We start from the raw sequence: 12736 nt of genomic DNA, 5'->3' as shown, positions 1-12736 counted from the left end.
CATCGACTACAACCAGCACTCTTGCATGTGTCCGGCCAACGGGGCTGGCCTGAGGTACAGGAGACGGGCATGGCCGCAATCGAAGTTACTTCGCTGATCATCGAGAACCTCCGGGCGCTGTTCGACAAGGTGTTCAGCAGCGACACGGAAACCGCGAAGTTCCTCGCCGACCCGGCGGGTGCCTTCGCCGCCCACGACATCGATGCGGAGTCGCTCGGCGCGGTCGACCTCAACCAGATCGTCGCGGAGGCCGCCTACGGCAGCAGCGACGGCTCCGCGGGCGGCTACGCCGGTGGGGGCAGCTACAGCGGTGGGGGCAGCTACAGCGGCGGGTCCGGCTACAGCGGCGGGCCCAGCGGCGGCGGCTTCAGCGGCGGCAGCGGGGCCGGTGGCGGCGCCTCGGCGCCGGCCCCGCAGACCGTGCAGCAGGTCACCCAGGTCGCGCAGACCTTCACCACGCAGAACATCATCGACAACTCCCGGACCTTTACTGACAACTCCGTCGATATCGACAACTCGGTCGACGTGGACCTGGACGGGCCGGTGCTTGGCGACATCGACATCGACGCCACCAACGTCAACCAGACCGGCGACGGCGACGTCGCCACCACCGGCGACGGCGACGTCAACGCGGCCACCGGCGACGGCGCGGTGGCTCAGCAGGGCGACGGCGACCAGGTCGCCGCGACCGGCGGCTCGGTGGCGGCGGGCGGCGACGCGGTGGCCGCGACCGGCGAAAACTCGTCGGTGGAGGTCGTCGGCGGGGACAAGGTCACCGCTGGGGACGGCTCGGTGGTCGGCACCGGGAGCGGCGACGTGCTCGGCGCGACCGGCGACGGTGCGTTCGTCGGCAACTCCGGCACCGGCGACGTGGTCGGCAACACCGGCGACAACGCTGTGACCGCGGGTGGCGACATCGCCGGCGCGGTCAACACCGGCGTCAACTCCGGCGTGCAGGCCGATGGCGACGTCGACAAGGCGGTCCTGGGCGACAACTTCGGCATCGTCGCCGACGACCTGGACAAGGCCGTGGTCGGGGACAACAACCAGGCCGCTCAGTTCGACATCGACACCAGTGGCGGCGCCGGCGGCACCGCCAACGGCGCCGGGGGCGCCGGCGGTATCGGCGGCGATGCCACCGCTGATGGCGGCAGCGCGGGCAGTGGCGCCGTCGGCGCCGGGGTCGGTATCGGCGCCGGGGTCGGGGTCGGCATCCGCGGCAGCGGTGAAGGTCGCGGCGCGGGCGCGGGCGAGGGCGGCGACGGCGGCGACGGGGGAGCCGGCGGCACCGCGATCGGCGGCAGCGCCGCGGGCGGCGCGGGTGTCGGCGGCAACGCGGGCGGCGGCGCGGGTGGCGCGGCAGGGCCCATCAACATCAACTTTGGTGGCGGCAGCCAGACCAACGTCACCGACTCCCGGGTCGAGGACTCGGCCGTGTCCGGCCGCGGAGACGCGACCACGACCCAGGACTCGTTCAACGACCAGTCGACCAACGACTCGTTCAACGACCAGTCCACGAACGACTCGTTCAACGCGGACGACTCGATCCACGCCGACGATTCACACCTCATCACCGAATCGGCCGACCACTTCGACGGGCACGACCACGGCGCGGGCGACAGCGTCGAGGCGGACCCGGGCCACGTGGCCTGATCCGCAGACCGGTCCGAGGAGATCGGGCCTGAAGCAGAACTGTGTGGCGTGGTGGGTCGGCGGACCTGCCACGCCGCGCCGGCTCTCCGGCCGATGCTCGGCCGGCGCCGGCTCGCCGTACCCTGCAGTGACCGGAAGGAACGACGTTGACCGCAACCACCGCGCCGGCCGAGGCCGACAACACGCTGCGGCGTGCCGTCGAGATCGTCGACCTCGCGCAACGCGCCTGTGCGGCGTACGACCGCCCGGACCTCGGTGCCCGGCTCGCCGCGGTTCGCGCGACCCTGGCCGATCCGGTGGTGCACATCGTCGTGGTGGGTGAATTCAAACAGGGCAAGAGCTCGCTGGTGAACGCCCTGGTCGGGACCAAGGTCTGCCCGGTCAACGACGATGTCGCCACCGCGCTGCCGACCTACGTGCGGTACGGCAAGGAGCCGTCCGCCGAAGTACTTCTCGACGAGGTCCCGCCGCGGCGCGAGCCGGTGACCCTGGACCGGGTACGGGATTTCGTCCTGGAAAAGGACACCGGAGGCGTGGTGGAGGGTGCCACCGGGGTGGAGGTCCGGCTGCCGCGCCAGCTGCTCGCGGGCGGCCTGGTCATCGTCGACACCCCCGGGGTTGGCGGCCTCGGCTCGATGCACGCCGCCGCCAGCCTGACCGCGGCGTCCATGGCCGACGCGGTGCTGTTCGTCACCGACGCGGCACAGGAGCTCACCCGCAGTGAGCTGGAGTTTCTGCGTCAGGCCCGTGAGGTGTGCGCGACGGCCGTGTGCGTGCTCACCAAGACGGACTTCTACCCGTACTGGCGCAAGATCCGTGATCTCAACGCGGGACACCTGCGTGCCGTCGGCGAGATGCCCATCGTTCCCGTCTCGTCGGAGCTCCGGCTGCAGGCCGTCGCCGGCAACGACAAGGAACTCAACGCCGAATCCGGCTTTCCGGACCTGGTCAAGTTCGTCGCCCAGCGGGTTTCCGGCGGAGCGGCCGCCCGGGTCGCCGTGCAGGCGGGCGAGGCGGTCGTCGGCATCTGCGCGCAGCTGACGAGCCAGTTCGAGGCCGAGCGGGCCGCACTCGCGGACCCGGACGCCGCGGCCACCGTGATGGGCGAGCTCACCGAGGTGAAACAGCGCGTCGAGGCGCTCAAGGCCGCCGCGGCCAAGTGGCAGCAGACGCTCGGCGACGGAATCGCCGACCTCAACTCCGACATCGACCATGACCTGCGTGGCCGGATCCGCCGGCTGGTGGAGGAGGCCGACACCCGGATCGAGGAGGGTGACCCGGCCGACGACTGGGCGGAGAACGAGCGCTGGCTGAAGGCGCGGGCCGCCCAGGAGCTGATGGCCAACTACCTGCTGCTGCGGGATCGCGCGATCGGTCTCAGCGACGAGGTGGCCACCCACTTCGAGGAGGCCGCGGGTCAGGTCCTGCGCCAGGTGGCGATCACCGACCCACTGTCGCTGGCCGGCACCGCCCAGGTCGAGCACAAGATCGAATTGGCCAAGATGAAGCTCGGAAAGCAGGCCATGGTGGCCCTCAAGAGCGCCTACGGGGGAGCGCTCATGTTCACCATGCTGGGTACGCTGAGCGGCATCGCGCTCGGCCCGATCGGCATCGGCATCGGCCTCGTGATGGGCCGCAAGGGCCTGCGCGAAGAGAAGAAGCGGCAACGCACGAGCCGGCAGAACCAGGCGCGGAACGCCGTCCGGCGCTACTGCGACGAGGTGACGTTCGTGATGACCAAGGATTCCCGCGACACCCTGCGCCGAATCCAACGGCAGCTTCGTGATCACTACAGCGGCCTGGCCGACGAACTGGCCCGATCCAACGCCAAGGCGCTGACCGCCGCGTCCGAGGCCGCGCAGCGCACCACGGCCCAGCGGGAGAGCCGGCTGCGTGATCTGACGGCCGAGCTGGATCGCCTGCGGCAGCTGCACGAGCACGCGGCGGCTATCGCTTCCTGACCCGGCCCGCCTTCCGGTTTCGCCACCTGACCCGCCGTTTGACCTCGCCGCGCGTTCGGGTGGGCTGTCAGTACAGACCGTGACGTGGTCAGCCGAGGTCGAGGTCGTCGAGGTCGTCGATCTCCGGAGCCTCATCGGGCAGCGTGGGCGGTGCCCACAGCTCGGCGGTCGGCAGCGCCACGTCCGCCGGCTCGGGCAGGTCGGCGTATTCGCCCGGTGTCGCCTCCGGCACCCCGTCATGGAACGCGATGTCGTCCGGTGCCGCGGTGAAGTCGTGGCCGTGGCCGAACGCCATGTCCAACGAGGCCGACTCGGTACCCACGATCCCCTCGGCGCCGCCGTGGCTGCCGTCACCGGTGAGATGCCCCGCGTCGAGGTCGAAGGCGTCATCGCCGGACGCATGCCCCGCGTCGATGTCGTAGCTGTCGACAGCCGGATCGATTTCCGCTGCCGCCAGGGCCGTGACCTCGTTGAATGTCGCCGTGGGCGCGGTGGCGAGCAGATCGGGAAGCTTGTCGATCTCGACCGCCGCGGCGTCGCCCTCGGGGATCGGGCCGTGCGTCATGACGAACGGGGCCAGATGTTCGGCGATCTCGGCGGGAGCGGTGTCCGCGAAACTGACCACGGCCTCGGCGAGCAGCTCCGCCGGAAGATCCGGATGCCCGCCGGCGTGCAGCGCCGCGGCGAGATCGCCCGAGGTCGCGGCGTTGCCGGTCAACCCCGCGATGATCTCGTGAAGGGATCGCGCCGCTGTCATGCCACTACTGTAGGTAGGGCACCACCGGTGCAGGCAAGGGGGACATCCCCTGGCTCGCCCCTAATGCGAATGGGCCGAGGGTGCCGTCGGCGGTGGTGTCATCGGGCCGGCCGGGCCAGCCGGATGCGGGTACCTGCCCGAAGCTCCGGTGACGTTGCGGGCTCCAGCCGGGTGTAGCACTCAGCGCTGATCCCTGCCAGGGTGGCGACGTCCTCGCGGCGCAGCCCGGGCACCGGCGGCCACCGCCGTACACGGGCAGAGTTTGGTGAGATTCCCTTGGCGGGCCGAGGTCCTGGAGACTGCCCGGCCATGCGGTGAAGGGTCCGCGCGTGTCGGCCTCGTCGTCCGAAGTCGGTGTGGCGGCTCACGGTTGATCTGCGTGGCTGGAAGCTCTCACCGGAGGGCGGCCGCTGCTGCCTTGCACACCAAGGCCCACTCCGGCACCGGGGTGCTCGCTACCCCGTGATGGACAGCGTGGATTCGGCTACCAGGATTTGATTGCGGCCCGCCCGCTTGGCCCGGTACAACGCCTCGTCGGCGAGGCGCAGCAGGTCGTCGGGGCTGCCGGTGGCGGCCAACTGCGCGACGCCGGCACTGAACGTGACGTTCAGCGTGCCGAGTGGCGTGTCGACCGGGGTGGCGGCGCACTGCCGGCGCCAGCTGTCGGCGCGCTCGGCCGCGGTCTGCGCGTCGACACCCGGCAGGACGACCACGAACTCCTCGCCGCCGTAGCGGGCCACCATGTCGCCCTCCCGGACCGAGCCGGTCAGCTGCCGGGCCAGGTCGACGAGCACCTGGTCGCCGACCGCGTGCCCGTACCGGTCGTTGACGGCCTTGAAACAGTCCACGTCGATCATCACGATCGACAGCGGGTGGCCGTCGGCGGCGGCGTGGGCCTGCGCCTTCAGCACCGCGTCCAGCTGCCGCCGGTTGTACACCCCGGTGAGGCCGTCGCGCACGGCCTGCTCGGTCAGCTCGGCTCGGAGCCGCTCCAACTCGGTGATGTCCCGTGCCACCACGACAGTGCAGGCGCAACTGCCGTCGGCCGCCTCGATCTTGACGACCCGGAAGTCGTACACCTCGCCCGAGGCGCCGGAGATGGTGGTCTGGCTCGTGCCGGCGATCATGGCGGTGAAATGCGGGTCGGCGACCTCCTGCCATCGCTTGCCGATCACGGCGCCGCCCGCCGGGTTCACTGCGGCGAGCAGTTTGGTTGCCGCCGGGTTGACGTCGAGGAACCGGCCGTGGGGGTCCAGCACCATCACCGCGTCGCTGAGCGCCGAGATGACCTGTGCATAGGTGACCGGCACCCGTTCGGAGGTCACACCCGAGCGATCAGACCACCACCAGACGACACCGGAGACCAGGAACAGCAGAGGCGTCAGATCAAGCCCCTGCATGTCCACGTCGATGAACACCGTCACCAGGTTGCCCACCGTCGGCGCGATCGCGCCGACCAGGAACCACCGGTACATCCGCCGCTGTCCGCGGACCGCCCGGCGCATCGCCCGGATCACCAGTACCGTTCCGACCGCCATCAAGACGTAGCCGTACAGGACGTGCACCCAGTACGCCGGACCGGGCTGCACGATGACCCCGAAGGTGCCCGCCTCGAGCTGCCGGTAAAAGGTGTGGTGCCACGGATCGGTGGCGATGACGGCCACCAGCAGCAAAGGCTCGATCAGGATCAGCGCGGGCCGTGGCGGCCGGTGCCCCGAGGAGACCGTGGTGTGCCAGAAGAAGCCCGCGACGACCATCGCAACGCCGGGGAAGATCGCATAGTTGAAACCGAGCGCCAGCCCGAGCGTCGGCGCCACGAGGGAGCAGGCGCTGGCCAGCGACCATTCCGCCGCGCCGGCCATGACGAGGCTTAGCGGAACGGCCAGCGGTGTCTCGGACCGCCGCCGATACGTCAACGCGGCGTACACCACAGCAATCAAGCCGGCTCCCGCGTACAGGGCGACGATTGCCATCCGCATCTCTACCCCTTCCCCGCGTTGACACCCGCACAGGTCGGCGCCAGGAAGGGCGAGTTGAGCAGACGCCTGGGACATCACGTCGTCGGGGCTTCGAAGGGATAGGTCGGACCTTTGGCATCCACGCCGACCGTCCGAGCGCCGTACGGGCTTGTACGGACAACTCCGCCACGTCTTCCCGGCCGAACTCGGTGGACCGATCGTCTGTGGCACACGTCCGGTACCGACGGCCGGCGACGAAAGGATCTCCATCATGAGGATGCGACCCGCACGGGCACTGAAGCGCGCGATCATCGGCGGCGTCGCCCTGCTCGCCGGAGTGGGACTCACCGCCACCGCCGCATCCGCCCGAGCGGTCCCCGCCGGCTCCGCGGCCGCCGGGGTTCCGGCGCACGCCGACGGGATCGCGAGCACTACGACGGCGGTCGTCGTCACTCCGGACGGTAAGCCCGACATGGACAGCAGCAGCGACTCGCCCTCGGTGTCGGCCGACGGGCGGTACGTGGCGTTCCGGTCGACGTCGAAGCGACTGGTCCCCGGCGACACCAACCGCTCGTCTGACGTCTTCGTCCAGGACCGGCAGACCGGTACCCTCGAGCGGGTCAGCGTCGATTCCGCCGGTCACCAAGGCACCGGGGACAGCGATGCTCCGTCGATCTCTGCCGATGGCCGGTTCGTCGCGTTCATCTCCAAGTCGACGAACCTGGTACCGGGCGACACCAACGGCTGGCCCGATGTCTTCGTCCACGACCGGCAGACCGGTACCACGGAGCGGGTCAGCCAGGGCAGGGGCGGCGAGGAATCGAACTGGGAGAGCTTCAACCCGAGTCTCTCCGGCGACGGCCGCTTCGTCGTGTTCGAATCGGTCGCCACCAACCTGGTGGCCGGTGACACCAACGACGTACACGATGCGTTCGTCGTCGACCGGCAGACTGGACGTACCGAGCGGGTCAGTGTCGACTCGTACGGCCGGGAGGCGACCGACATCGTCACCCAGAGCTCGATCTCGGCCGACGGCCGCTACATCGCGTTCGTCTCCGCGGCCCCCAATCTGGACCTGCGTCCGGACACGAACCACGCCGCCGACGTCTTCGTGCACGACCGCTCCACCGCAGAGACCGAGCGGGTCAGCGTGACCGCGGCCGGTACCCAGGCCCCGGGGCCCAGCCTGGTCGCGCAAATCTCGGGCGACGGCCGCCACGTGGCTTTCGAGGCGGACGGCAATCTGGTCCCCGAGGACACCAACAATCAGGCCGACATTTACGTCCGCGACTTGAACACCGGTGCACTGACCTGGGCCAGCCGCGAGGCGTTCCTGCGACCCGCCGAGACCCCGGGGCGGACTCCGACGGTGCGGCCCGCGATCTCCGCCGACGGCAGGTTCGTCGCGTTCACGTCTGGCCAGGACGGGCTCGTTCCCCACGACGGGAACAGCAAGTGGGACATCTTCGTACGAGACGTGCGGACCGGCGGCATCGAACTGGCCAGTTCGGCCGACGACGGCACGCAGGCGACGGACGAGAGCCGCGACCCGTCGATCTCCGCCGACGGCCGGTTCGTGGCGTTCAGTTCGTATGCCCGGAACCTGGTGCCCGGTGCGGACGATGAATTCCACTACGTCCTGCCGCACATCTTCCTGCGCGACCGAGGCAACTGACGCGGTACCGCACTCCGCGTACAACGGGCAAGGGGTGTTGAGGCCGCCGCCTCAGAAGACGAAGGCGAAGCCGAGGACACCGAAAGCGAAAACGAACCCGGCCGGCGTGTGCAGCGCCCGGTGGAAGGCGATGCTCTCCAACAGCCCGGGGCTGCGCTCGGCGACCCGCAGGCCGAACATCCAGCACACCAGCTCGGCCGCCGCGGCGAACAGGCCGATCAGGAAGATCGGCCCGTAGCCGCCGCCCTCGGCGATCCGACCGGTCGCGACGATCCACACGGCCCACGCGGCGGCCGCGGCGACCGCCGGGATCTGGACGCACTCGATGCCGAGCAGATATCGCTGCCTCCGGCTCAGCGGCTGGTCCGGTTCGACGCCGGCGGGTGGCAGGTCCCGCGTCGCTGATGGCAGGTCCCGCGTCCCGGGCGGCTCGGGATCAGGAAGATCCCGGATGCTCGGGGCGGGGGCCGGCCGGGGCCGGGGGACGGGTACGACCGCGGGTTTCTCCTGGGGAGGTGCGGGGACGGGATATCCGGCGAGGGTCAGAACGGCGCGGGTCTGCGGCGCTGCGGGCAGGGCGGCGGTTCGAGGCCGGGCGACGGCCGCAATTTCAAGATCGGCGATGGTACGGAAGTGTGGATCCGCCTCGTCGAGGAACGGATCGAACGGCGCCGTCCGCGAAAGTGGCGGCGCTGGTGGCGATGGGACGGCAGCGGTGGTGAGGTCCCACCGGACGCCGGGCGTCTCGCAGCCGGTGTCGTGCAGGATCCGGACGAGGTCGTCGATCCAGGTCTCCAGCCCGTGAACCGGGGTCCGTTCGCTGAGTGGCGCGAGCACCCCGGTCATCAGGTGCGCGCGGACCTCGGCGGGCATGCTGACGCCGTCCAGGTTGGCGACCCATCCGGTACGTGGTGAGACCCGGCTGATCAGGCACAGGGCGACGGTGCCGAACCCGAACACGTCGGAGGCCACACTGGTGTCCGCGTCCGGGACGTCCCACGGGATGCCGTTCTGCCGGGCCAGGGCGCCGAGCAGTTCAGGGCTCGCGAAGTTGAGCTTGCCGACCGTCCGGCTGAGCGCACCCTGGTTGCGGGCGCTGGTGAAGTCGATGAGGACGGCCCGGCCGTCCTCGGTGACGAGCACATTGTTCGGCTCGATGTCCTGGTGGATGATCGGGCCGCGTCTGCTCAGCTCGCGTAGCACGCCGGCGAGCGTTCGCAGGATCCCGGTGCCGTCCAGCTCGTCGCCGGGTCTCGCCTCGAGCGCCGTGTCCATCCGCTGCGCGAGACTCTGCCCCTCGATCCACTCCAGTACCTGCACCGGCACCGGCTCGCCGTCCGGCCGGCCGCCGGCATCCCAGACGTGGCCGATGAAGTCGTCGATGCTGCGGCAGATGCCGGGCACTGTGGACAGGGTTCGCAGGATGACCGCGCCCTTGTTCCACGACTCGTACTGGACCTCCGGGGGCCGGGGATCGCCGGCGGCCGGGCCGCGCCAGACCCGGACCGTCACTTTCGGACCGTCGGGCCCCGGGCCGCGTCCGGGGTAGACGACGGCCTGGCCGCCCTCGGCGAGCGGGGAACCGAGGTGGTAGAGCGTTTCGGGGGCATTTGGATCTCGGCCGCAAATTCTAATGATCATTTTCGCCATCGTGCCCACACCACGCCCTTTGATCCAGTTCGGCAATCAGACGGCCGGTCTAGTTCCGGTTGCGATTTTCTACCCCTTCGGTTGAGAGTGCAAGCATTCCCATGTGTCACCGATCCTCGTACAGTCGGTAGCCTGACGGCGAGCTGAGAGGGTCCCGGATGGTGGTAACGTCGCTGGATAGGCGACCTTGTCCAGTGTGCGCGGAACCGCCGATTGAGGTTCCGCAACGTCCACTTAGATGCAAAGTGTGCGACTGGGAATTGTTTTCCACCGTCCGTGCGGGTTCACTTTCGGCAGCCCGGCAAACGGCATTCGACACCGCTCTCACCCGGGCTCGGCAGGAATATGATCTGCGGGCCGCGACGGTAGCCGGAGTCGCCCTCGACCCGGATCCACGGGTCGGTTACGCGCGACTGGTGAAATATGTCCGGACCGGACCCGGCGACGGCCGCCCTCGCCACGTCGCCAAGGAATCGAAAACGGTCACTCTCATGGGCATGGTGGACGCGTTGCGCGACACCGAGGCCCACACCCGGATGTCGTTCCTCGAAGTGGACGTCCGTGGCCTGACTCTCTCGACCGCCGCCGACTCCATTCCCGACCTGGCGCCGGTCTGGTCTCGACTGTGGAACCAGGTCTGCGCGGAGGTCCCCGGCCACCACGAGAAGCAGCTGTTCCAGCTCGCCGGCGGTGTCGGCCGGGCCCCGGTCAGCCGGACCGCCTGGCGTGCCGCGGTCGCCGAGGCGCTGGACCAGCTCGCCGCCCACGTCGTCCGGCCCCTCATCCTGGTCGAGCCGCCCGCCGGCTGGGTGCTGCTCGAACAGGCCGCACGCGCCGCCCTGCGCAGACTCGCCCCCGACCTGACCCTGCCCTGGCAGAGCAGCCTGACCGACCTGAACCGGCTCAGCGCCCACATCATGGCCGGGGTGCCCCGGCCCGAGGGCTACGACGTGCTGCTCGGCTGGCCGGGCACGACCGGCATCGCCGAGGCCCGACCGCAGCGGGTCCTGCCCCGGGCCGTCGTCGCGGCCGGCGACACCCGTTCCGAGCAGGTTGTCGTCTACGGGCCGCCGCACGGGAGCGAGACCCTGGTACCGGTCGTCCGGCACGGAGCCGACCCGGCCGACCCGGCAGCGGTCGTCGACGTGGCCGCCCTCACCCTCGGCCCGGGCGAACAGGCGATGCTGACCGTCCGGCAGGAGGGCCCCGGCACCGTCCGGATCGTCCACCCCGCGGCGCGTCCCGGCCGGGCCGCCTGGGCGTCCGCGGCGCACCTCGAGGACCTGCTGCGCCTGGACGAGAGCCGAACCGAAGTCGACGTGCTGGTCACCGTCGAGCTCGGGCAGCCCGTCGGCCAGAACGGCAGTGTCACCGACCGGCTCGGTGTCGCCCGTACCGTGGTCGGCGACCTGGCCCGGATGGCCGGGCGAACCGCCTCGGTGCGCGCCGCCGTCGTCGGATACGGCGACCACCTGCGCCGCGGCCTCGACGTCGACCTCGTCCAGCAGGGACTCGGCGACCCGCGCGACGCGCTGGCCCGGCTCGCCGAGATGAGGCCGCTGATGGCGGCACGCGGCCTGACCGCCCCGCTGGAGGAGGCCCTGGCCGTCGCCGTCGGGCTCGACTGGCGGCCCGCCGCCCGCAAAGTGATCGTCGTGCTCGCCGGTCGGCCCGCCCACCCGGCCCAGCAGAAGCCCAGCCTGATCAAATGCCTGGCCGACCTGGACCTCGACCGGCTGGTCGCCGCTCTGCCGCCCGGCGCCGAGATCATCCCGGCACTCACCGGCCCGGCAGCCGAGCGCGGCGGCCCCGGCGGGCGTGCCGGCGGCGGGTGGGCCGACGAGGTATGGGCCCTGCTGTCACCGCGGACACCGGTGATGAGCGCACCCCACCTGCAGGAGGTCCTGGAACAGCTGCTCGCCCCGGACGAAGAGCCCATCAACCTCCGGCTCGCCCTGGGCGAGCCGGTCCCGTAAGCGTCCCGACGAAGCTAGGAACCACAATGACATCCGCGTTCCGTGAGGACCCGTACGAGTCCGAGTCGGCAGCATCGACCAACCCGCAGCGCCCGGCGGCCCGGCCGATGCCGGGACCCCGGCCCATGCCGGCGGCCCGGCCGATGCCGGCCGCGCCCACCCGCGGGCCGTCCGCGGATCAGACGCAGATCGTGCTGGTCGGGCGAGCCGGTGGCGGCAAGACGACCTTCCTGTCGGCGATCCTCGACGGCGGACCCGACCCGGACGTGTACGGCGACTGGCGGGCGATCGTCCCGTCGGCGGGTTCGGCGCTGATCGACGAACTGCAGGCGTCCGTCGAGGAACAACGGTTCCCGACGGCGACGGTCGAGGCCGCGACCGAGACGTGGACCATCCGGGGCGAGTACCGCGACCGGGTGCGCAAGCGGATCCTGGCCCGCTCGGTCCTCGAACCCGGCGAGAAGCTGGAGTTCGAGCTGGTCGTCGTCGATCCGCCCGGCGGCAACTTCCTGGCGCCGGGCACCACCGGGATCCTCGGCCCGCTCGCCGACGCCCGTGGGCTGATCCTGCTGATCGACCCGACCCGGATGATCCCGGCGGCGGTCAAGGAGCGCACCGAGCCCGGCAAGGAACTCGTGGCGACGTTCCGCTACTTCAACCGGCTGATGCGCGGCCTGGACGCCAAGCTCGCCGAACAGGGCAACAAGGGCCGCCTCCCGCACCACGTCGCGGTCTGCGTGACCAAGTTCGACGACCCGGTGGTCTACGCCGAGGCGAGGGACGCCGGCCTGGTCATGATGGACGAGGGCCGGCAGCCGACCGTGGCCAGCGGCGACCCCGCCAAGGCGTTCTTCGAGCTGCTCTGCCGTAAGAGCGTCGGCGCCAACGACGCCCGGATTCCCGAGATCATCAACGCCCGGTTCCGGCCGGAGCGCCTGGAGTTCCACGTGATCTCGTCCATCGGCTTCTACATCGACCCGGACGAGGGGTTCGACGAGGAGGACTCCAACAACGTCGTCGGTGACGGCAGCATCCGCAGCCACAACCCGATCAACGTCTGGGAGACGCTGATCGACCTGTACGAGTCGATCCGGTCGGAGCAGTGA

8 protein-coding genes are annotated in these 12736 nt (G+C 70.6%); 5 read left to right on the top strand and 3 right to left on the bottom strand.

Features of this window, described 5'->3' with window-relative positions; genetic code table 11:
* Window positions 1-69: 69 nt before the first annotated feature.
* Both CHC09_RS01035 and CHC09_RS01030 read left to right on the top strand, forming a co-directional pair.
* Window positions 70-1653 (top strand): hypothetical protein, encoded by a 1584-nt coding sequence (locus CHC09_RS01035; protein WP_089291028.1) that lies wholly within the window; start codon window positions 70-72, stop codon window positions 1651-1653.
* Between the two features lie 146 nt (window positions 1654-1799).
* Window positions 1800-3614, top strand: a complete 1815-nt coding sequence (locus tag CHC09_RS01030) for a dynamin family protein (protein ID WP_089291027.1) — start codon at window positions 1800-1802, stop codon at window positions 3612-3614.
* A gap of 88 nt (window positions 3615-3702) precedes the next feature.
* Here CHC09_RS01030 and CHC09_RS01025 read toward each other — a convergent pair whose 3' ends face one another.
* A complete protein-coding gene (locus CHC09_RS01025) occupies window positions 3703-4371 on the bottom strand; it encodes a hypothetical protein (RefSeq protein WP_143232180.1) in 669 nt (222 codons plus the stop codon).
* 455 nt (window positions 4372-4826) lie between these two features.
* Window positions 4827-6350 carry a sensor domain-containing diguanylate cyclase gene (locus tag CHC09_RS01020; RefSeq protein ID WP_179276910.1) on the bottom strand — a complete coding sequence of 508 codons (1524 nt, stop codon included), beginning with the start codon at window positions 6348-6350 and terminating at the stop codon, window positions 4827-4829.
* Between the two features lie 250 nt (window positions 6351-6600).
* Between CHC09_RS01020 and CHC09_RS01015 the strand changes: the two genes are divergently transcribed.
* Window positions 6601-8004 (top strand): TolB family protein, encoded by a 1404-nt coding sequence (locus CHC09_RS01015; RefSeq protein ID WP_203833028.1) that lies wholly within the window; start codon window positions 6601-6603, stop codon window positions 8002-8004.
* 51 nt (window positions 8005-8055) lie between these two features.
* Here the strand turns inward: CHC09_RS01015 and CHC09_RS01010 are convergent, their stop codons facing one another.
* Complete coding sequence (locus CHC09_RS01010) at window positions 8056-9645, bottom strand: protein kinase domain-containing protein (RefSeq protein ID WP_179276909.1); 1590 nt, start codon at window positions 9643-9645, stop codon at window positions 8056-8058.
* 500 nt (window positions 9646-10145) lie between these two features.
* On the opposite strand from CHC09_RS01010, the gene CHC09_RS01005 reads away from it, so the two are divergent.
* Both CHC09_RS01005 and CHC09_RS01000 read left to right on the top strand, forming a co-directional pair.
* Window positions 10146-11630, top strand: coding sequence for a hypothetical protein (locus CHC09_RS01005; protein ID WP_089291023.1), 1485 nt, complete (start codon window positions 10146-10148; stop codon window positions 11628-11630).
* 26 nt (window positions 11631-11656) lie between these two features.
* Complete coding sequence (locus CHC09_RS01000; protein ID WP_089291022.1) at window positions 11657-12736, top strand: hypothetical protein; 1080 nt, start codon at window positions 11657-11659, stop codon at window positions 12734-12736.

It is taken from the genome of Actinoplanes regularis (assembly GCF_900188005.1).
GTDB classification, from domain to species: Bacteria; Actinomycetota; Actinomycetes; order Mycobacteriales; family Micromonosporaceae; genus Actinoplanes; species Actinoplanes regularis.
The sequence above is the reverse complement of the archived record's forward strand: the minus strand, read 5'-3'. Positions and strand labels throughout refer to the sequence as shown.

Bases quoted from the DNA above. Each gene is read 5' to 3' on its own strand.
- CHC09_RS01025 (WP_143232180.1), bottom strand. From the start codon at position 4,371: ATGACAGCGGCGCGATCCCTTCACGAGATCATCGCGGGGTTGACCGGC.
- CHC09_RS01035 (WP_089291028.1), top strand. From the start codon at position 70: ATGGCCGCAATCGAAGTTACTTCGCTGATCATCGAGAACCTCCGGGCG.
- CHC09_RS01015 (WP_203833028.1), top strand. From the start codon at position 6,601: ATGAGGATGCGACCCGCACGGGCACTGAAGCGCGCGATCATCGGCGGC.
- CHC09_RS01005 (WP_089291023.1), top strand. From the start codon at position 10,146: ATGGGCATGGTGGACGCGTTGCGCGACACCGAGGCCCACACCCGGATG.
- CHC09_RS01010 (WP_179276909.1), bottom strand. From the start codon at position 9,645: ATGATCATTAGAATTTGCGGCCGAGATCCAAATGCCCCCGAAACGCTC.
- CHC09_RS01000 (WP_089291022.1), top strand. From the start codon at position 11,657: ATGACATCCGCGTTCCGTGAGGACCCGTACGAGTCCGAGTCGGCAGCA.
- CHC09_RS01020 (WP_179276910.1), bottom strand. From the start codon at position 6,350: ATGCGGATGGCAATCGTCGCCCTGTACGCGGGAGCCGGCTTGATTGCT.